The sequence below is a fragment of the Jiella avicenniae genome, assembly GCF_021390325.1.
GTDB classification, from domain to species: Bacteria; Pseudomonadota; Alphaproteobacteria; order Rhizobiales; family Rhizobiaceae; genus Jiella; species Jiella avicenniae.
This window is the reverse complement of the sequence record NZ_JAJUWU010000010.1, coordinates 213,842-232,360: the sequence shown is the minus strand read 5'-3', so window position 1 is coordinate 232,360 and position 18,519 is coordinate 213,842. Positions and strand designations below refer to the sequence as shown.

Below are 18,519 nucleotides of genomic sequence, written 5' to 3'. Positions count from 1 at the left end.
CGCCCCCCCCCCCCCCCCAGAGGCGCGTCTACCCGGCGATTGCCTTGGGAGCGTCGTGGGCCAGCAGCTTCAGCGCGTACTGCTCCTCGAAGGCACTGGCGGTCATCGGTCTGCCATAGAGGTAGCCTTGCCCTTCGGCCGCATAGTCTCGCATCAGGTCGGCCTGCTCCTCCGTCTCGATGCCTTCGGCGATGACCGTGAGATCGCAGCCCTTCGCCATCCTCGCAATGGCATCGACGATCGCCTGGTCCTTGCGGCTCCACTCGATTTCGCGCACGAAGGAACGATCGACCTTGAGGCGGGTGATGGCGATTTCCTTCAGCATCGTCAGCGAGGCGTATCCCGTCCCGAAATCGTCGAAGGCGATGCCGACCCCCATCGACCGCAGCTTGTCGAGATGCGAGATGGTGGCACCCTCGTTGCGCAGGATGATGTTCTCCGTCACCTCGAGCTCCAGAGCTTCGGGCGGCAGGCCGCATTGGGCGAGCGTCTCCTTTACCGTCTCGACGAAATTCGGGGATCGCAACTGCGCGGCGAACAGGTTGACGCCGATCCGGAAATCGCTCAGGCCCGCAGCCCGCCACCGCGCAGCCTGGCCGCACGCCGTGGACAGGATCCAGTTTCCGACCGGAATGGCCATGGGCCCGGCTTCGAGAACGGGCAGGAAGGCCGCGGGGCTCAAGACGCCGCGATAGGGATAGTTCCAGCGGATCAACGCCTCGGCGCCGACGAGGGAGCCATCCCGGAGCTTGACCTGGGGCTGGTAGTACAGCTCCAGATCTCCGTCCTCGAAGGCGTCCTGCAACTCCATCGCGGTGGTGGCCCGGTCGTTCGCCGCCCGTCTGAGATCATGGGTGAAGAGGCGTGCGCGGCCGCGACCGCTCGCCTTCGCGGCGTAAAGCGCCAGATCCGCGTTTCGCAGCAACTGCTCGACGGATGAGTTCCCATCGGACAGTTTGACGCCGGCGCTGGCCGAGATGTGCGTCACCTGATCGCGCAGGAGGATCGGTTCCTCGATGGCCCGGATGGCTCGTTCGGCGATGGCGGTCGCCCGCAGCGGGTCGGCGCAATCGGGCAAGAGCACGGCGAATTCGTCGCCGCTCAGCCGCGCCGACTCCCAGCCCTCGTCGAGGCAGTTCGAGAGCCTCTCGGCGACGACTTTCAGAACCTCGTCGCCGCCTGAATGGCCGAGGCTGTCGTTCACCGCCTTGAACCCGTCGAGATCGAACAACAGGAGCGCAAAGTGCGCCTGCGTAGCCCGATGACGGGCGACGCGGTCTTCGAGGACACCGTGAAAGCGCTCCCGGTTGGCGAGTCCGGTCAGCGTATCCGTAAAGGCGAGCCTCCTGATCTTCGCTTCGCTGCGCAACCGTTCGCGCTGGTCGCGGAAGGCAACGACCGTCTGCGTCTGCCGGCCGAGGACGAATTCGCGGCGCAACACCCGAACGGGCACGGACTGGCCGCCGGGCGCTGCGAGGACGCCGTCGATCTCCTCGCCCTCGGGAATATCTTCCAGCGCCACACCGGGCAGGATGTCCGTGAAATTCCTGCCCTCGAGATCCTGACGCCTTCGGCCCGCCAGTCGCGCCAGCCCTTCGTTGACGGAAAGTGCAATGCCGTTTTCGCAAATCGCCAGCCCCTCGAGCGCGAGATTGGCGAGTTCGCCGAGCCGCAGCCGATCTTCCCGCAGTTTCGCCTTCGCCCGCAGGGTGAGGCTCAAGGCGAAGAGCGCGACGCCGAACAGTCCGATGCTCATAGCCGCCACGAGCGGCGCGATGAACTCCGGTTCCAGCGTCCTCGGCGGGAGGGTGACGCGCGGGTCGTAGGAGAGCTGGAGGGCGGCCATCCCGCAAATGTGGAGAGCCGCGATCGCCAGGATCAGCAGCGGGGCGGCTGCCGGGCGTATTTTCCGGTTCCGTTCGCCGGCACACATCAGGGAGAGGCTGAACAGCGGAAGCGAGGCGAGGATCGAGAATGCGACGAGGCCGGCATCCCAACTGACGTGCCCCCTGACGACATAGGCGGTCTGGCCGACATAGTGCAGACCGACGACGCCCAGTCCGAGAACGAAACCGCCCGTGAGACGGCGCAGTCTCGATTGGCGGCCAATCGCGATCAGCATGCCGGCGGAGATACCGAGGGTGCCCAGAACGAGCGACAGGCCGCTCAAAATCGGCTCGAATCCGGCCGGCATTCCTGGCCGGAAGGCCAGGAGGGCGATCATATGCGTCGCCCAGGCCGTGCAGCCGGCCGCCACGAGGCCGGTGATCGCCAACCGCATGCGGGTCTTGCCCAAGGCACGCCCGGCGTGACGTGCGACCGAGAACGCGCCGTAGACGCCGATCGAGCAGACCAGCGCGGACAGCAGCAGCAGCCACGTTTCGTGGCCCGTCGTCAGACAAGTGATTATCGGCCGCATCGTCACCTCCAGCGAGGCAACATTAAGCGTTAGAGATTAAGTGCCTGTTATGCGGGGGGCTTCATTTTCCCGGAATGGGCGCGCGCGATAACCCCTGCAGGAAGGCCCCGGTCGGTCGCGCCGTGTCGTGTCGTGTCGTGGGCCTGGCATACGCATCGCCGACGCGGAACTGGGAGGTCGCCGCGCCTGTCGACGGATGCTTGCGACGCTCGGACCCCTCGGCGCGGCTCACGCCGGGATCGCGCGTCTCGCAAGGAGCCTGTCCGGCGGGCGGCCCCCGCCCGACGGCCGGGCGGCGATCCACGGCTTTCGACGCTCGTGTCGAAGCAGGTCCGCGATACGGCGGAAAGGACGGACGGCACCGTTCGACCCATGAGGCCGATGCCGAGCAGCCGGTGTCATCGCACCTGATCGAGCAGCCGCTTGCATTCGAGGAGATCGAGCAGCACCTGATCGAGGGTTTCGATGCTGTCGCGCGGCAGGCGCTGTTCCTCGCCGCCGTCGCGATCACGCCGCAGGAAGCCGCCGAGGGCGCGTGGCCGCGGCCGGGCGGCCGGTCTCGCATCCTCCGCCTGGACGGCCGGCCCGACCGCCGCCACCGTCTCCGGTTCGGGATGGATGAGATCGAGATCGTCGACCTCGGCCGGCGGCGCTTCGGCAGGCATGTCCGGTCCGTCCTGCCCCGTCGATGCGGCGAGATCGTCGAGCCCGGCGAGATCGCCGGAGCCGATCGCCATGACGAAGCGGCTGCCGTTTTCCTTGAGCAGCCGCTGGACGCCCTTGATGGTGAAACCCTTGACGTAAAGCAGGTAACGGATGCCGCGCAAAAGCTCGACGTCGTCCGGCCGATAATAGCGCCGCCCCCCGCCGCGTTTGAGCGGCCGGATCTGAGCGAAACGCGATTCCCAGAAGCGCAGCACGTGCTGCGGCAAATCGAGTTCTTCTGCGACTTCGGAGATCGTCCGAAACGCGTCCTCACCCTTGTCGGACATCAACCCAGCACCGGAACTTCAGACCTTCTTCGCGCTCATTCGGCGGCGCGCATGAGCTCCAGCCCGGTGCCGGACTCCGCACGCTTGCTGTGGGCTTCGAGGATGCGGTCCTTGAGGACGTTGGACGGCTTGAAGACGGCGACGCGGCGCGGCGAGATCGGCACTTCCTCGCCGGTCTTCGGATTGCGGCCGACGCGTTCGTTCTTGTCGCGCACGAGAAACGAGCCGAAGGATGAAACCTTCACCGACTCGCCCTTGGCGATCGTCGAGCAGATCTCCTCGAGCACCATCTCGACGAGTTGCGCGGACTCGGTTCGGGACAAGCCGATTTTCCGGAAGACCGCTTCGGCGAGATCGGCCCTGGTGAGTGTCCTGTCCCCCATCCTCGTCCCCTGGTCTTCTGGTGAAGAGCCTCGCGGCCGAATGGCCCCGATTTACCGCTTACTTTTTCGTTACTCTACTGAAACCGCCATATGAATCAAGCGCTATCTACCAGCGGACGAGCACCGCCCCCCAGGTGAAACCACCGCCCATCGCCTCCAGGAGCACGAGATCGCCGGGCTTGATGCGGCCGTCCCTGACGGCGGCGTCGATGGCGAGCGGGATCGACGCGGCCGAGGTGTTGCCGTGACGGTCGACGGTGACGACCACCTTGTCGATGTCGATGCCGAGTTTCTTCGCCGATGCGTCGATGATCCGGCGGTTCGCCTGATGCGGGACGAACCAGTCGATGTCGGCCGGGCCGACGTCGGCCGCCTCGAAACAGGCCTCGATCACGTCGGTGATCATGCCGACCGCGTGCTTGAACACCTCGCGGCCCTGCATGCGCAGATGCCCCACGGTGCCGGTCGTCGAGGGCCCGCCGTCGACATAGAGCTTTTCCTTGTGGGAGCCGTCCGAGCGCAACTTGGCGACGATGATGCCCCGGCCCGACGGCTCTCCCTCCGGCACACCCTCCAGAACCACGGCGCCGGCACCGTCGCCGAAGAGCACGCAGGTCGAGCGGTCTTCCCAGTCGAGGATGCGCGAGAAGGTCTCGGCACCGATGACGAGGGCGCGCCTCGCCTGACCGCACTTCAGATACATGTCGGCGGTCGTCAGCGCGTAGAGAAAGCCGCTGCACACCGCATGGACGTCGAAGGCGAAGCCCGACGAGATCCCGAGCCGGTTCTGCACGTGGACGGCGGAAGCCGGGAAGGTGTTGTCCGGCGTCGCCGTCGCCAGAATGATGAGATCGATGTCGGTCGCGGCAAGGTTCGCGGCCTCCAGCGCCCGGCGCGCGGCCGCCTCGGCGAGCGAGACGGTCGTCTCGCCCTCGCCGGCGATGTGGCGCTGCTCGATGCCGGTGCGCTGCCGGATCCACTCGTCCGAGGTCTCGACGACGCCGGCGAAATCCTGGTTGCGCATGATTCGCGTCGGCAGCGCCGAGCCGGTGCCGCGCACGACGGAGACGATTTTCTCACTCATGGAACGATGCTTTCGGAAACGCTCGCCGCCTCCTCGGAAATGCGGCGATGATAGCTGGCGAGGTCGGCCTCGATCTTTTCGCGAAGCCCCGTGCGCGCCATGGTGTGGGCGAGGTCGAGAGCCGCGGCAATTCCCTCGGCGTCGGCGCCGCCGTGGCTCTTGATGACGATGCCGTTGAGCCCGAGGAAGACGCCGCCATTGACCTTGCGCGGGTCCATCTTGTCGCGCAGCCGGTCGAAGGCGCTCTTGGCCAGGACGTAACCGGCGCGGGCGAGCCATGTCCGCGACATGGCGGCGCGAAGATAGGCGGCGATCTGCCGGGCGGTGCCCTCGGCTGTCTTCAGAGCGATGTTGCCGGTGAAGCCTTCGGTGACGACGACGTCCACGGTGCCCTGGCCGAGATCGTCGCCCTCGACGAAGCCGTGATAGTCGATGCCCGGCAGCGGCGTCTCCTTCAGGAGCCGGCCCGCCTCGCGGATCTCGTCCTGGCCCTTCACCTCCTCGACGCCGATGTTGAGGAGGCCGACGGTCGGGCGCTCGAGGCCGAACAGCGTCCGCGCCATGGCACCGCCCATCATCGAGAAGTCGATGAGCTGCTGGGCGTCGGCTCCGATCGTCGCGCCGACGTCGAGGACGATGCTCTCGCCCTTGAGGGTGGGCCAGATCGCCGCGATCGCCGGCCGCTCGATATTGGCCATGGTGCGCAGGCAGAACTTCGCCATCGCCATCAGAGCGCCGGTGTTGCCGGCCGAGACGGCGACGTCGGCCTCGCCGGTCTTCACGGCATCGATCGTTCGCCACATCGACGACTTGTAGCGGCCCTGCCGCAGCGCCTGGGACGGCTTGTCGTCCATGCGGACGGAAAAATCGCAGTGGTGGAAGGTCGAGGCCGCGCGGAGCTGGGGGAAGCGCTCCAGCACCGGCTCGACCGCCGCCTGTTCGCCATAGAGGATGAAGCGCGTGTCCGGCCGGCGTTCGAGCGCCAGGGCCGCGCCCGCCACCACCACCTCTGGCCCGTGATCGCCACCCATGGCGTCGAGCGAAATCGTAATGCCGGATGTTGAGGTCAACGCGTTCTCGCTTCTTTTCGCCGGCGCCCCAGAGCCTGCCGGCGCGGCGCGAAAATATCGAATTCGCGCCCACTTACAACCGGCCATGTGGCCTCAATCCTCGCCATCGCCCCTGCTCGGCGTGAATTTCGCCAGCGCCGCGAAGGGCGAGACCACGGTGTCCTCGTCTTCGTCCGGCGCCTCTTCGGCGGTCTGCCCGCCATAACCTTCCCCTGGGCGGCGGGGATAGGGATCGAGCGCCAGCGTCAGCGTTTCGAACAGGCGCTCGCCGAGATCGATCCGATCGCCCGAAAAGGTCTCCGGCGGATCGTCGGCCTCGGGATCGACGAAGATCTCGCCGGCCGCGTCGATCGACGGATCGACCGTGCGGCGGCCGCCCCTGACGTAGGTGGCCTCGAACTCCTCGTCGATCGTCTGCTCCACCGGCTCCAGCGACACGACGCTCTTCTGGACGACGACGGCACGCAGCCGTCCGGAAACGCGCGCGCCGTCCTTGCGGAAGGGCCGAGCCACGAGGTCGGCGCGGATGGAAGCGACGCTGTCGATGCCCAGCGCCTCGGCGGCCTTCGCGCACTCGATCTCGCTCGCCGCATAGGCGATTTGCCCGCCGTCCCGCGAAAGGGACGCGACCTGCAGCGACAGACGAAGCGGCGACGTCTGGTCCCCGTCCATGATTCAATCTCCGAAATTCAAGCGCCGAAGCTGAGGGTGCCCGACAGGATGTCGTCGGCCGAAACCGCTTCCAGCCGATCGGCCGTCTCCTGCATGTAGGTCGCGAGCACCGCCGCCGCATCGGCATCGTCCCCCACGGCACGGCCTTTCAGCGCGGCTGCGAGGGCCGCGGCAGGATCCGCGGCGGCGAAGGCCGCGTCATAGACCCGCACCCGCTCGTAGAAGACACCCGCCAGCTTGCGCATGCGTTTGGGCACCGACTGATCGCCGACCCCGAGTTCGCGGATCGAGGTGTCGACGTCGGTGACGAAGCGGTCGACCACCTCCTGGGCGACCGGCTCCAGCCGCGCCTCGCCGCGGCAACGGCGCAGGAACAGGAAGACGTGGATCGCCAGCGCCTCGAACCGCCCCGAAAACGTATCGGCGATGCCGCAGTGCTCGTAGAGCTTCGGCTGGCGGGTCTCTGCCACCAGGCTCTGATACAAATCCTCGACGATCGCGCGATTGCGGCGTGCGATCCTCCAACGATGAAACATTGTCGATCCGCAGTTGGTCGCCCGGGCCGAGGCGGTGCCACAGCTTCGGCGCGATTGCAACGGCGCGCGAGGTGGATTACCAACGCCTCGAAGGCGTGTGGCGCGGCTGCCGCCTCGATATGGCCGCGGAAGACGGGCATTCAAGGAAACGATCGTTCGGCTGGACCGGGAGAAGACAAAGCGTGCCCAAGAAGACTCGCCTGACGCTGGCTTTCGCCCTCGGGGCGGCGGTGCTTTCCGTTTCGACCCTGTCGGCCTGCACGACCCAGGAAGTCCTCAATCAGGGCTACATCGTCGATCCGAAGTCGCTCGAGCTCGTGCCGCCCGGCTCGTCCAAGGAACAGGTGCTGCTCGCCCTCGGCTCGCCCTCCACCAAGGCGACCTTCGACAACGAGGTGTTCTACTACATCTCGCAGAAGCGCGTGCGGCCCGTCGCCTTCCTGCAGCCCCGGCTCGTCGATCAGCGCATCCTCGCCGTCTATTTCGACAAGGACAGCCGCGTCGAGCGCATCGCCGACTACGGCCTGAAGGACGGCAGGGTCTTCGACTTCATCTCCCGCACCACGCCCACCGGCGGTAAGGACGCGAACTTCCTCGGCCAGGTCCTCAGCGACACCGTGTCGGACAACGGCGGGCCCACGAGCCTGTTCTGATCGGCAGGGGGTCGTCACCGGGTGGGGGCCTCCCCCTTTCCTGATCGTTAGCCGCCCTGCGGCCTCACCCCCCTCTGCCCTGCCGCGCCGATTCCGGCTCTTCAAGAACGATTGACGACACCGCCGGTCATCGGCCGCGGCACGCCCGTCGTCAGCGGAAAGCTGATCGGCAGATCGGCGAGCCGGCGCATCGCCAGATGGGCGAAACACTCGGCCTCGACGGCATCGCCCCTCAGGCCGACGGCGTCGGCATCGACCACGGCGGCGCCGGCGCGCGCTTCGATCGCCGCCATGATCGCGGGATTGTGCCGGCCGCCGCCACAGACGACCAGCCGCTCGGGCCGCGACGGCAGGAGGTCGAGCGCCCGGCCGACCGCCCCGGCGGTGAACGCCGTCAGGGTCGCGGCCCCGTCCTCTAGCGACAGCCCCTCGGCCATCGCCATCTTGAAGCTGAAGCGATCGAGCGACTTCGGATAGGGCCTCGCCAGCCAGGGATGGTCGAGCAGCCGCGCCAGCCGGACCTCGTCGACCGTGCCGGCGAAAGCCAGCCGCCCGTCCCGGTCCATCGCGCCGGCCCCATGGGCCTTGATCCAGTCGTTGATCGGCGCGTTGGCCGGCCCGGTGTCGAAGGCGATCAGCGTCTCGCCGTCGCAATAAGTGAGATTGGCGACGCCGCCGAGATTGAGGATCGCCGTCTCGGTCCCGGCCCCGATCCGCTCCAGCATCGCCCGGTGATAGATCGGCGAGAGCGGTGCCCCCTGCCCGCCGGCCGCAACGTCCGCCGAGCGGAAGTCGTGGACGACGGTGATCCCGAGCATCCGCGCCATCAGCGCCCCGTCGCCGAGCTGGCGCGTGCGGCCCGGAACGCCCGGCTCGGGCGGGCGGTGCAGGACCGTCTGGCCGTGGAAGCCGACGGCCGCGACGTCGCGGCGGGATAGCCCGTGGCGCTCGCAGAAGCCGGCGACCGCTTCGGCCTGCGCCTCGCTCAGGCGCCTTTCGGCGGCCGCGAAACTCGCCGGCTCGTCGCCCTCGAACTGCCAGTCGAGCGCGTCCTTCACCGCCGCCTCGATCAGCGGCGTGACGGCCGCCTCGTAGGCGACGAGCTCATAGGGCCCGAACTCTTCGATCGTCTCGCCGTCGGTGCGGATCGCGGCGACGTCGATGTGGCCGTCGAGCACCGTTCCGGTCATCAGGCCGATGGCCCATCGGCTGTCGGTCGTCATTGGCTTTCCTTCACAACGGGCCTTCGCGCGGGGCGAGCCCGGCGCGGTCGAACGCGAACTTTCCGTTCCCTTGATACCATCCCCGAGCTTAAAGCGGCGACGGCAGCAGGCAAACCGTCAGGCCGAGGCCGCCGAGAACGACACGCTTCGCCGGCCCGGCGGTCGAGACCAGGCCGTAGGACAGCAGCCACAGGCCGACGGCGATCTGAACGAAGGCCGCGCCGGCCGCGGCCGGGCGGTCGGCGAGGTGGATGATCGCCGGATTGAAGATCATCGCCAGCGGGATGACGTAGAGACCGACGCCGAGCCGCATCGCCGAGCCGGCGACCTTCAGCCAGTTCTCGCCGGCCATGCCGGCGGCGATGAACACCGCCCCGCAGACCGGCGGCGTGATCGTCGACAAAAGCGCGAACCAGAAGACGAAGAGATGGGCGAGCAGCGGCTCGATGCCGAGGCGTTGCAGCGCCGGCCCGGCGACCGTCACGCAGATGACGTAGGCGGCCGTCGTCGGCACCTCCATGCCGAGCAGGATGCAGGCGAGCGCGGTCAGGAGCAGCGCCGGCACGAGCGATTCGCCGGCGAGCGCCAGGATCGCCGAGGTGACTTTCACCCCGAGCCCGGTCATGCCGAGAACGCCGACGACGATCGAAGCGCAGATGATGATGGCGGCGATCACCGCGATCTGGCGCCCGGCCTCCAACGCCGCCGTGCCGGCGCGATCGACGAAGCGCCGAACCGAAAAGCTGAAGGCGGCATCGAAGAACAGGAGCAGCGCCGCCGCAAGGATGGCGAGGCAGGCGGCATATTGCGGCGTCAGCGCCGCGACGAACATCGCATAGAGAAGGACGCTGAAAGGGACGAGAAAGAACAGCGTGGTGATCAGGACGAGGCGCGGCTTCGGCCGGTCCGCCTCGGCGATGGAGGCGAGATCGTAGCGCCGGGCGAAGAGGTCGATGCCGATCCACACCGTCAGGAAGTAGAGGATCGCCGCCGGCAGCGCCGCGACGATGATGTCGCCGTAGGGCGTGCCGGTGAGTTCCACCATGACGAAGGCGCCGGCCCCCATCAGCGGCGGCATGATCTGCCCGCCCGACGAGGCGACCGCTTCCACCGCCCCCGCCAGCGCCTTCGGATAGCCGAGACGCTTCATCGCCGGGATGGTCACCGCGCCGGTCGAGGCGACGTTGGCCGAGGCCGAGCCCGAGATCGAGCCGAACATCGCAGAGGACAGCACCGAGACCTTGCCGGCCCCGCCTCTCAGTCGGCCGGCTGCCGCCGCGGCGAGGTTCATGAAACCCTGTCCGGCCTCGCCGGCATTCAGAACGGCGCCTAAAATGACGAAGATCGCGACGATGCCGACAGAGACCCCCGTCAGCGAGCCCCAGAGCCCGCCCTCGGTGATCGTCATCGTGCCGAGGAAGCTTTCGAGCGGAAAGCCGGGATGGCCGTATTCGCCGGGCACGTATTGGCCGAACAGCCCGTAGGCGAGGCAGAGGGCGGCGACGAGCGGCAGCGGCCAGCCGATCGCCCGGCGCGCCGCCTCCAGCGCGACGACGATCAGCGAAACCGCGACGGCGATCTGGAACGGCGTGTCGAGATAGCCGTACTGATCCGACAGGGCGTCGGCATCGAGCGCGACGTAGAGGCAGCCGAACTCGCCGACGAGGAGAAACACCCAGCCCGTCAGCGCCTGGAGCCGCGACCGGCAAGCGAAGACGAACAGCCAGGGCAGCGCCAGCGCCATGTGCAGCGGCCGCGCGAAGAGCGCCGGAACGAGGCCGGAAAAGACCAGCGCGAGATGAAAGCCGATGGAGACGAGCCCGAGGCCCTGCCAGAGGAGCGGCCGGCGCGCCGGCGCCGCGGCTGCTGTGGTCGAAAGGCTCATGGGATCGTCCGGGAAGGAAAGGGTCGGCAGCGGGCGGCTCGACCGCAGCGCGATGTCGGGGCCGGCTGCCGAACGGTGGGAAAGAGGAGGTCGTCCCCTCCCCTTCGGCCGGCCTCGGCGTCTTGCGGCGGAACGTTTCGCCCCGCCGCTCACGACGTCACTTCAGGGCGTCGGGGACCTTCACGCCGGCTTCCTCGTAATAGCGCAGGGCGCCGGGATGGAGCTTCACCTCGCCCTCGCCGAGAAGAGCGGGATCGACGGCCTTCCACCAGCGCGATTCGCCGGACAGCTCGGCCTTTTCCTCCCAGAAGGTCTTGGTGAGGAGATAGGCGGTGTCATCGCTCATCGCCGTCGTGGAAAAGGCGAAGACCGGCAGCGAGGTCGTCACCGTATCGGCGTCGACCCCGGCATAGGTGCCGGCGGGAATCACCTGGCGGCTGCGGCCGGTCTTTTCCACCTGACCGTCGTCGAGGGAAAGGAGCGCGATCGACCCGCCTGCCGCCGCCTCGATGACGTTCGGCGCCGGGAACGAGCCGGCTGTGACGAAGCCGTCGATCTGGCCGTTCTTCAGGGCGTCGGCGGCGTTGCCGAGTTCGGCGTCGGCGACGGTCACCGCGTCCTTCAGGCCGAAGAGATCGAGATATTTCTCGCCCTCCGTCGCCCCGAAGCTGCCCTTGCCGAGGAGGATGGTCTTTCCCTCGAGATCGGCGAGGGTCTTGGCATCGCCGCCGCCGGCGACGACGAAATGCATGGTCAGCGACGGGATCGGAAACAGCGCCCGGATCTCGGCAAAGCGCGGATTCGGCCGCTTTTCGAAGGGCCCGGTTCCGGCCGCGGCCGAGGAGACCAGCCCGGGCGGCGCGGTGAAGACGTAGTTGCCCGGCCGGGCCGCCGCTTCCATGACGTTCTGCACCGAGCCCTGGCTTTCCTCGACGGTGAGGATCGCGGCGCCGTCCGTCCCGGCCTTCACCGCATTGGCGAGCTCGACGCCCATCTGGTAGTAGGACGTGCCGCTCTTGGCCGACTTGTAGGCGATGCGTTCCTCGGCATCGGCGCCGGACGCCGCCCCGGCGACGATGGCGAAGACGCCCGCCAGCGCGGTGATCATGGCCTTGTTCATCAATTTCCTCCCTTTGGGCACGGTCCGGCGCTCGTTCGATCGGCCCGGCGTCGTTTTTCTCAGCGTCACCTGTCTCGGCGGCGAGGAGGACCATGTCAATCCTTCGCGTTCCGGGTCTGTGCACCGACCGCCCACGCCGCAGCGCCTCTGAGAGGACATCGGGCCGGCACCCGGACCCCGAGAGGTCCGCTTCGGGCGCCGACGAGAAAGATTGCAGATCGATGACGAAAGGGTGCTTGCAATCGGCGCCGCGAGCGGCTACCTAGCCCGCCAACGAGGAAAGCCGTTCGGCTCGTTTCTCGCTTCAAGGGCGCCCGTAGCTCAGCTGGATAGAGCACCAGACTACGAATCTGGGGGTCAGAGGTTCGAATCCTTTCGGGCGCGCCATTTCATGCTTTGTCCCAGCGAACCAATGTCTAACACTTTGGACGTGTTGGGTGTTTTCACGGTCCTACGATCCGCGCTCCGGTGATGGGGCGCTTGCCCGAAAACACCGGTTTCAGGACGACCTGCCGATCTTCGGGACGGGTCGAAATCCCGAGATCTAGAAGCGTCGCCGGGTATAATCGCGCGAGAGTGAAAGGCAGACGCTCCAGCGCTGCCATCTCCTCCTGAAACTCGGCAGACCGAGAAGCTCCCGCTCGCGGCTTTCGCACCAGATCCGTCGAAAGTCGGATCGTGTCCACGAAACCGGGGAGAACCGAAAGCAAGAGTTCGCCTCCTCGTGGCCATCGCGGGCCGGGCGGCGGTCTGCCGATCCGCGACGGGGTCGGGCGTCCGACGCAAACGACAGGCGGCGTGGTCGAGGCCGTCTTCTCTCGTCTCGAGTCACGTCGCTCGCACCGAACGGCGATGCGGGCTCGACCGTCCCAGCGGCGCGGGACGGTCGGCATTCGTGCCGGCGATCAGATCTTGCCGGCGAAGACCGGGAAGGCGCCCGCGTCGCCATAGTCGACGTGCTCGATCCCTTTCAGGGTCGCCATGTCGGCGTCGGAGATCTCGAAGTCCACGTCGGCATTGTCGCGCATGTGGTCCGGATTGGCCGTCTTCGGCAGCGGCAGCAGGCCGAGCTGAAGGCAGTAGCGGATGCACAATTGCGGAATGCTGACGCCGTACTTCTCCGCCAGCTCGGCGACGTCGCCATTGTTGAGGATCTTGCCGTGCGCGACCGGCGAATAGGCCTCGACCAGCAGGCCCTTGCTCTTGGCATAGTCGATCAGGTCGAACGGCGTGTTGCCGACATGAGCGAGGACCTGATCGAGCATCGGCTTCACCGAGGCGGCGTCGAGGAGATTGTCGAGATCGGCCTTCTGGAAGTTGGAGACGCCGATGGCACGCAGCTTGCCCGCTTCGTAAGCCTCTTCCAAGGCGCGCCAGGCCTGGCGATTGCCCTCGAAGAAGCGGTCCTCGTCGCCGAAATTCTGCCAGGGCTGCGGGCTGTGGATGATCATCAGGTCGATCTGATCGAGCCCGAGGGTCTGCAGCGAGCCGTCGATCGCCCGTTTCGCGCCGTCATAGGTCTTGATGCCGGCGTCGAGCTTGGTGGTGACGAAAAGCTCGTCGCGGGCAACGCCGCAGCTGCGGATCCCTTCACCGACGCCGCGTTCGTTCGCATAGGCCTGCGCGGTATCGATGTGCCGGTAGCCCAGCTTCACGGCGTCCTTGACGGCCTGACCCACCTTGTCGTCGTCGATCATCCAGGTGCCGAGGCCGAGCTTGGGGATCTCAACGCCGTTCGGCAGAACAAAGGTTTCTTGCAGGATCATGTCGTCGTTCCTTTCGTCCATGGCTCCGGAGAGCCGCTCGTCATATCGGATGGGGCGCGACTGCCGCGGGCAGTTGACGGGAACGACCCCGCCCCGACGCCGCCGCATCCAAATCTCGTCGGCGCCCTCTCCGGCTTTCTTCGCCTCGAATGTAGGTCGCCGACACCGCGGTGATTATCGGCGTCCGATCGCTTGCACTCATGAGTGCAGCACATGAATGATCGGACATGGCGTTCGCGCTCCGACCGACAGACCAGTGCAGGACTGCGGCCGTCGCTTCGGCCGATACCAACGGCTCCGAAACGACGGTTGACAGATCAATCCGGAAAAACGCCCGCGTTGCTCGGCAAAGCGGTTCGAGCAACAACGTCACCGCACCGGCAGTCATGGGGCTGGTCCCTCCGGGCGAGATAGCGAGCAACGGATCGATCCGTCTCGACGACCGGGAAATGCCGGGCGCGCCGGATTCCGTCCTTCGGAAGAGGCGCGGCTTTCATCCTTGCGCACGGCCTCCGCCTCTTCGGGGGAGAGGGACGAGACGACCGCGTCGGCCTCGCCGGAGGCTCCACGCAGCCCTCGCCATGGCCTACCGTCCCATCGCGTAGAATTCGGCGTTCGGGCGCATGCTGGTCACGTTGGCCAGCCGGTTCGACATGCCGAAGAACGCCGAAATCGCCGCGATGTCCCAGACGTCCTCTTCGCTGAAGCCGTGGCTCTTCAGCGTCTCCAAGTCCGCGTCCCCGACCTCGTGGGCGCGCTGTGAGACCTTCATGGCGAAGTCCAGCATCGCCTTCTGGCGGTCGCTGATGTCGGCCTTGCGGTAGTTGATCGCGACCTGATCGGCAATCAGCGGATCCCTGGCGCGGATGCGCAGGATCGCCCCGTGGGCGATCACGCAATACTGGCACTGGTTCACACTGGACGTCGCAACGACGATCATCTCGCGCTCGGCCTTGGTGATCGGCCCGGGCTTGTCCATCAGCGCGTCGTGATAGACGAAGAAGGCGCGGAACTCGTCCGGCCGGTGGGCGAGCGTCAGGAAGACGTTGGGCACGAAGCCGGACTTTTCCTGCACCGCGAGGATACGCTCGCGAATGTCTTCCGGCAGGTCCTCGATCTTCGGCACTTTAAAGCGGCTGATCGGCTGATCGGTCATGATGGAGTCACTCCCTCGTTCGGCCGCGGTGGCGGCGATGGTCTTGCAACGAGCTTCGAACGCCTCCGGTGCCTCTGCAACACGGGGGGCGTTCCCGAAGCGGCGGCTCGGCCAGCGGACGTCGATCAGGCTTTCCCCGCATCGGGCACGACCTGTAGCCGGGGCCTCTTCGCCCCGGCGCCACGTCGCGGATCAGGTGCCGGACTCGGCTCAGGTTTTCTTCGGCGCGGCCTCCCGATCGTCTTTCGGAGGCCCTTTGATCGACGCCTTCCAGTCGTGCAGGAACTTCGCCTTCTTCCTTTCGTCGAGCCAGGTCAGAAGGCTCGGCCGCAGGCGGATCGGCAGGAGCGAGGTGCTTCCCTCGAAGCGGGTCTCGAAGAAGGACTGGCCTTCGCGAAAGCTGGCGACCAGCGGGAACAGCGACGAGCTTTCGTCGATCAGCGCCTGGCCGGCATCGGAAAGGAGAAACCGGACGAAGTCGCCGGCCGCCGCCTTGTCGTCCGAATCCTTCGTCACCAGGACGGATCGGGTGAAGACGAGGGCGTAGTCGCTGAGGAGGAGGATGCCGAGCCGCGGATCCCTTCGCACCCGTTCGAGCGCGTAGGAGCCGATGACGTTGTAGGCGAGGACGAGGCGGCCGGAGGCGACGTCTTCCACCATGTCGTTGGTGCAGCAATAGGTCTTCGCCTTCGCCCGGCCGAAGGATTCGACGAGGCGGGGAGCCTGGAATCCGCGCTGGGCGTCCTGGGTCGCGAACATGTAGCCGACGCCCGATAGGGCGACGTCGTAGGTGCCGACGCGGCCGTCGAAGAAGGACGGCTCGTCGCGGATCATGCCGGCGAGTTCGGAGCGCGTGCTGGGAAGCGGCCGTTTCGAGAACGCCTCGCGATTGTAGACGAGCGCCACCGGCTCCTGGGTGAAGCCGAAGAGTTCCTCGCGCCAGCGCGACCATTCCGGCGTCTCGGGCACGTCGGCGACGGGGCTCGCCAGGCCGCGATTGACCAATTCGACCTGCAGATCCATCGCCGAGGAGACGACGACGTCGGGCTTCTGCCTCGCCGCCAGCACGGCCTCCCGGAGTTCGGAGGTGTTGTATTCCGTGTAACGGATCGCAATGCCGGGATGAGCGGCCTCGAAGCCGGCGAGGATCTCCGCCATGGCCGACCTGTCGGTGGCGCTCCAGACGTCGATGACGGTGCGCTGCGGCGCGTCCGGGCGGTGACCGAAGACGAGCACCGGGACGACCGCGACGGCGAAGAGAGCGGCGATGGCGCCGAAGACGACGATGCGGGATCGGGCGGTCATGGCATGCTGACCGGGCCGGGCGGCGGCGTTTCGGGCAATGTGATGGTGGCGCTCAACCCATTCGGCTGACGGTCCGACAGGTCGAAGCGGCCCTTGTGACTTTCGGCGACGGCCGCGACGATGGCAAGACCGACGCCGGAGCCGCCGCCCGGCCCGCTCGAATAGAACCGCTCGACGACCTTCGGCTTGTCGGCCGGGGCGATGCCGGGGCCGCAATCCTCGACCCCGATCGCATAGGCCGGCCGGCCCGCGAGCGTCGTCGCGGTCACGCGCAGGGTGATCTGGTTGTCGGGTGGTCCGTGGCGCACGGCGTTGTCGACGAGGTTGCGCAACGCCTCGCGGATCGCGATGGGATCGCCCGTGACGCGGGGCGCGATCGGCGGCGGCGGCATTTCGACCGCGAAGTCGATGCCGCCAGCCGCATCGTCCCGGACGATCTCCTCCATCAGCCGCCGGACCAGTTCGCCGAGATCCGTCGTCTGGAACATCTCCTTGTCGGCACGGTGGATCACCATCGCGTGGCTGAGAAGCTGGTTGGTCAGCCGGACGGTCCGCCGCGCCTGGTCGCGGGCCCGCGCGACGGCGCGTGAGCCGGCCTCGCCCGGCCTGTCGGCGGCTTCGAGATGGCCGTAGAGCGCCGCGAGCGAGGTCCGCATCTGATGGGCGACGTCGGCGATGAAGGATTCGGCCTGGCCGCGCGACACGTCGAGGCGGCGCATGAAGCCGTTGATGGCGGTGATCAGGCTTTCCACCTCGCGGGGTGGCGCCGTGCCCAGCGGCTCGAGATCGTTGGGCTGGCGTTCGCGGATGTCGCGCTCGATCCCGGCGAGCGGACGCATGGCAAAGCCGATGCCGGCCCTGGCCATCGCGACGCCGGCGATCGACAGGGCCGCGAGCGGCACGAGGCCCTTGAGGATCAGGTCCGCTTCCATGGCGTTGCGGGCGATGCGCGTCTGGCCGATCTGGACACCGATCCATTGCGGCCTGTCGGCACTCAGCAGCGTCCGTCCGTTGACGACGAAGCGCACCGTCTCGCCGCTGTAGAGACTGTCGAAGAAAATCGGCTCCTGCAGCGGCAGGGACCGTTCGAAGAAGCCTTCCGTCGGCAGGTCCGGCGTCCCGGTCAGCGTCGTGCCCCGGGCGTCGACGACGCGGTAGAACACCCGGTCCTCCTGGTCGAGCGCCAGGATCTCCAGGGCCGAGGGCGGCAGGTCGATGTCGATCCCCTCGGGCGTCACCGCGATGCGCTCCAGGATCGCGATCGCCGCCCCGCGCAGGAGGAGATCGTAGGTCTGGTTCGCGGAACTGCGGGCATAGGTCCACAGCCCCGCAGAAAGCAGCGCGATCAGGACCGCAAAGGCCGCCATCGATGCGGCCATCAGCCGGCGGCGCAGCGAATAGGGGCGGCGCTCGCTCCCAACCGCCGACGTCCCCGCCAAGACCCGCGCCCGGCTCATCTCGGCGGCCCCGGCACATGGCTCTTCATCGTTCGCTCGGTCGTTCCGGGTGGCAGCTTCGCATTCTGGTGACGCATGGATCAGGCGTCGCGGATGCTGGCGATGTAGCCGAGACCGCGGATCGTGCGGATCGCGATCGGTGACCCGTCGAGCTTCTTGCGCAGCCGCGTCATCGTCTGCTCGACGGCATTGAGGCTCGGCGCTTCGTCGAAACTGTAGATCCGGTCGGCGACCTCGTCCTTGGTCAGGACCCGTCCGAGATGGCTGAGGAACAGCTCCAGCACCTGCACCTCGCGATGGCGCAGTTCGAGATCGATGCCGCCGAGCGACGCGCGCCTGGCCCCGCGATCGAACTGGAAGGTCCCTTGCACGAAAACGTTGCTGGCTTCGCCCGAGCGCCGTCTCACCAGGGCCCGGCATCGCGCCGATATTTCGCGGAAGTCGAAGGGCTTCACCATGTAGTCGTCGGCGCCGATGTCGAGGCCGACGATCCGATCGTCGATTTCGGATCGCGCCGTCAGCACCAGCACGGGCGTCCGGTCGCCGCGCGCGCGCATCGCCCGCAACACGTCGTAGCCGTTCATCGACGGCAGGTTGATGTCGAGGATCACCACGTCGAAGCTGGCGTGGCGCAACAGCGATTCCGCCTCGGCCCCGTCGGTTTCGAGGTCGATCGCATGGCCCTCGCCGCGAAACCGTTCGAGAAGACCTTCGGACAGGTCGCGGCTGTCTTCGACGAGTAAAATCCGCATTGTGATCGAGGCTTAGCCCGCCCCGACCGGTTTGAGAAGCGCGCGG

Annotated in this window: 16 protein-coding genes and 1 tRNA gene; 2 read left to right on the top strand and 15 right to left on the bottom strand. The window is 67.3% G+C overall.

Features of this window, described 5'->3' with window-relative positions:
• Positions 1 to 28: 28 nt before the first annotated feature.
• The 7 genes from LZD57_RS12505 to LZD57_RS12475 all read right to left on the bottom strand — a co-directional run bounded on the left by LZD57_RS12505 (position 29) and on the right by LZD57_RS12475 (position 7,156).
• Complete coding sequence (locus tag LZD57_RS12505) at positions 29 to 2,419, bottom strand: bifunctional diguanylate cyclase/phosphodiesterase (RefSeq protein ID WP_233718882.1); 2,391 nt, start codon at positions 2,417 to 2,419, stop codon at positions 29 to 31.
• Between the two features lie 398 nt (positions 2,420 to 2,817).
• Entirely contained in the window at positions 2,818 to 3,411 is a 594-nt protein-coding gene (locus tag LZD57_RS12500; protein WP_233718880.1) for a MerR family transcriptional regulator, read from the bottom strand.
• Positions 3,412 to 3,446: 35 nt separating this feature from the next.
• Positions 3,447 to 3,794 (bottom strand): integration host factor subunit alpha, encoded by a 348-nt coding sequence (locus tag LZD57_RS12495; protein ID WP_233718879.1) that lies wholly within the window; start codon positions 3,792 to 3,794, stop codon positions 3,447 to 3,449.
• Positions 3,795 to 3,900: 106 nt separating this feature from the next.
• Positions 3,901 to 4,878 carry a beta-ketoacyl-ACP synthase III gene (locus tag LZD57_RS12490; protein WP_233718877.1) on the bottom strand — a complete coding sequence of 326 codons (978 nt, stop codon included), beginning with the start codon at positions 4,876 to 4,878 and terminating at the stop codon, positions 3,901 to 3,903.
• On the bottom strand, positions 4,875 to 5,948 hold the full coding sequence (gene plsX, locus LZD57_RS12485) for a phosphate acyltransferase PlsX (RefSeq protein WP_255699824.1): 1,074 nt from the start codon (positions 5,946 to 5,948) through the stop codon (positions 4,875 to 4,877). The genes LZD57_RS12490 and plsX overlap by 4 nt, the downstream gene beginning before the upstream one ends.
• A gap of 93 nt (positions 5,949 to 6,041) precedes the next feature.
• A complete protein-coding gene (locus LZD57_RS12480) occupies positions 6,042 to 6,620 on the bottom strand; it encodes a DUF177 domain-containing protein (RefSeq protein WP_233718875.1) in 579 nt (192 codons plus the stop codon).
• A 17-nt stretch (positions 6,621 to 6,637) separates the two neighbouring features.
• Complete coding sequence (locus tag LZD57_RS12475; RefSeq protein ID WP_233718874.1) at positions 6,638 to 7,156, bottom strand: ubiquinol-cytochrome C chaperone family protein; 519 nt, start codon at positions 7,154 to 7,156, stop codon at positions 6,638 to 6,640.
• Between the two features lie 119 nt (positions 7,157 to 7,275).
• On the opposite strand from LZD57_RS12475, the gene LZD57_RS12470 reads away from it, so the two are divergent.
• Positions 7,276 to 7,809 carry an outer membrane protein assembly factor BamE gene (locus LZD57_RS12470; protein WP_420844769.1) on the top strand — a complete coding sequence of 178 codons (534 nt, stop codon included), beginning with the start codon at positions 7,276 to 7,278 and terminating at the stop codon, positions 7,807 to 7,809.
• A 101-nt stretch (positions 7,810 to 7,910) separates the two neighbouring features.
• Here LZD57_RS12470 and LZD57_RS12465 read toward each other — a convergent pair whose 3' ends face one another.
• The 3 genes from LZD57_RS12465 to LZD57_RS12455 form a co-directional block, all read right to left on the bottom strand.
• Entirely contained in the window at positions 7,911 to 9,032 is a 1,122-nt protein-coding gene (locus LZD57_RS12465) for an anhydro-N-acetylmuramic acid kinase (protein ID WP_233718872.1), read from the bottom strand.
• Between the two features lie 88 nt (positions 9,033 to 9,120).
• Positions 9,121 to 10,917 carry a TRAP transporter permease gene (locus LZD57_RS12460; protein ID WP_233718870.1) on the bottom strand — a complete coding sequence of 599 codons (1,797 nt, stop codon included), beginning with the start codon at positions 10,915 to 10,917 and terminating at the stop codon, positions 9,121 to 9,123.
• 157 nt (positions 10,918 to 11,074) lie between these two features.
• Positions 11,075 to 12,037 carry a TAXI family TRAP transporter solute-binding subunit gene (locus tag LZD57_RS12455; protein ID WP_233718869.1) on the bottom strand — a complete coding sequence of 321 codons (963 nt, stop codon included), beginning with the start codon at positions 12,035 to 12,037 and terminating at the stop codon, positions 11,075 to 11,077.
• Between the two features lie 310 nt (positions 12,038 to 12,347).
• On the opposite strand from LZD57_RS12455, the gene LZD57_RS12450 reads away from it, so the two are divergent.
• Positions 12,348 to 12,424: transfer RNA gene (locus tag LZD57_RS12450), tRNA-Arg, on the top strand.
• A 518-nt stretch (positions 12,425 to 12,942) separates the two neighbouring features.
• On the opposite strand, the gene LZD57_RS12445 is transcribed toward LZD57_RS12450, so the two are convergent.
• The 5 genes from LZD57_RS12445 to LZD57_RS12425 form a co-directional block, all read right to left on the bottom strand.
• Positions 12,943 to 13,803: an aldo/keto reductase gene (locus tag LZD57_RS12445; protein ID WP_233718867.1), complete on the bottom strand. Its 861-nt coding sequence runs from the start codon at positions 13,801 to 13,803 to the stop codon at positions 12,943 to 12,945.
• A 586-nt stretch (positions 13,804 to 14,389) separates the two neighbouring features.
• Complete coding sequence (locus LZD57_RS12440; RefSeq protein WP_233718865.1) at positions 14,390 to 14,959, bottom strand: peroxidase-related enzyme; 570 nt, start codon at positions 14,957 to 14,959, stop codon at positions 14,390 to 14,392.
• Between the two features lie 210 nt (positions 14,960 to 15,169).
• Positions 15,170 to 16,264: an ABC transporter substrate-binding protein gene (locus tag LZD57_RS12435; protein ID WP_233718863.1), complete on the bottom strand. Its 1,095-nt coding sequence runs from the start codon at positions 16,262 to 16,264 to the stop codon at positions 15,170 to 15,172.
• The gene (locus tag LZD57_RS12430; RefSeq protein WP_233718861.1) at positions 16,261 to 17,721 is read right to left on the bottom strand and encodes a sensor histidine kinase; all 1,461 of its coding nucleotides are present in this window, start codon (positions 17,719 to 17,721) and stop codon (positions 16,261 to 16,263) included. The genes LZD57_RS12435 and LZD57_RS12430 overlap by 4 nt, the downstream gene beginning before the upstream one ends.
• Before the next feature lie 80 nt (positions 17,722 to 17,801).
• Entirely contained in the window at positions 17,802 to 18,473 is a 672-nt protein-coding gene (locus tag LZD57_RS12425; protein ID WP_233718860.1) for a response regulator transcription factor, read from the bottom strand.
• Positions 18,474 to 18,519: the final 46 nt, after the last annotated feature.

Excerpts from the sequence above, each read along its gene's own strand:
- LZD57_RS12430 (WP_233718861.1), bottom strand. The coding sequence starts at position 17,721 with ATGAGCCGGGCGCGGGTCTTGGCGGGGACGTCGGCGGTTGGGAGCGAG.
- LZD57_RS12435 (WP_233718863.1), bottom strand. The coding sequence starts at position 16,264 with ATGACCGCCCGATCCCGCATCGTCGTCTTCGGCGCCATCGCCGCTCTC.
- LZD57_RS12500 (WP_233718880.1), bottom strand. The coding sequence starts at position 3,411 with ATGTCCGACAAGGGTGAGGACGCGTTTCGGACGATCTCCGAAGTCGCA.
- LZD57_RS12495 (WP_233718879.1), bottom strand. The coding sequence starts at position 3,794 with ATGGGGGACAGGACACTCACCAGGGCCGATCTCGCCGAAGCGGTCTTC.
- LZD57_RS12470 (WP_420844769.1), top strand. The coding sequence starts at position 7,276 with ATGGCCGCGGAAGACGGGCATTCAAGGAAACGATCGTTCGGCTGGACC.
- LZD57_RS12490 (WP_233718877.1), bottom strand. The coding sequence starts at position 4,878 with ATGAGTGAGAAAATCGTCTCCGTCGTGCGCGGCACCGGCTCGGCGCTG.
- LZD57_RS12425 (WP_233718860.1), bottom strand. The coding sequence starts at position 18,473 with ATGCGGATTTTACTCGTCGAAGACAGCCGCGACCTGTCCGAAGGTCTT.
- LZD57_RS12455 (WP_233718869.1), bottom strand. The coding sequence starts at position 12,037 with ATGAACAAGGCCATGATCACCGCGCTGGCGGGCGTCTTCGCCATCGTC.
- LZD57_RS12480 (WP_233718875.1), bottom strand. The coding sequence starts at position 6,620 with ATGGACGGGGACCAGACGTCGCCGCTTCGTCTGTCGCTGCAGGTCGCG.
- LZD57_RS12445 (WP_233718867.1), bottom strand. The coding sequence starts at position 13,803 with ATGATCCTGCAAGAAACCTTTGTTCTGCCGAACGGCGTTGAGATCCCC.
- LZD57_RS12465 (WP_233718872.1), bottom strand. The coding sequence starts at position 9,032 with ATGACGACCGACAGCCGATGGGCCATCGGCCTGATGACCGGAACGGTG.
- LZD57_RS12440 (WP_233718865.1), bottom strand. The coding sequence starts at position 14,959 with ATGACCGATCAGCCGATCAGCCGCTTTAAAGTGCCGAAGATCGAGGAC.
- LZD57_RS12460 (WP_233718870.1), bottom strand. The coding sequence starts at position 10,917 with ATGAGCCTTTCGACCACAGCAGCCGCGGCGCCGGCGCGCCGGCCGCTC.
- LZD57_RS12505 (WP_233718882.1), bottom strand. The coding sequence starts at position 2,419 with ATGCGGCCGATAATCACTTGTCTGACGACGGGCCACGAAACGTGGCTG.
- LZD57_RS12475 (WP_233718874.1), bottom strand. The coding sequence starts at position 7,156 with ATGTTTCATCGTTGGAGGATCGCACGCCGCAATCGCGCGATCGTCGAG.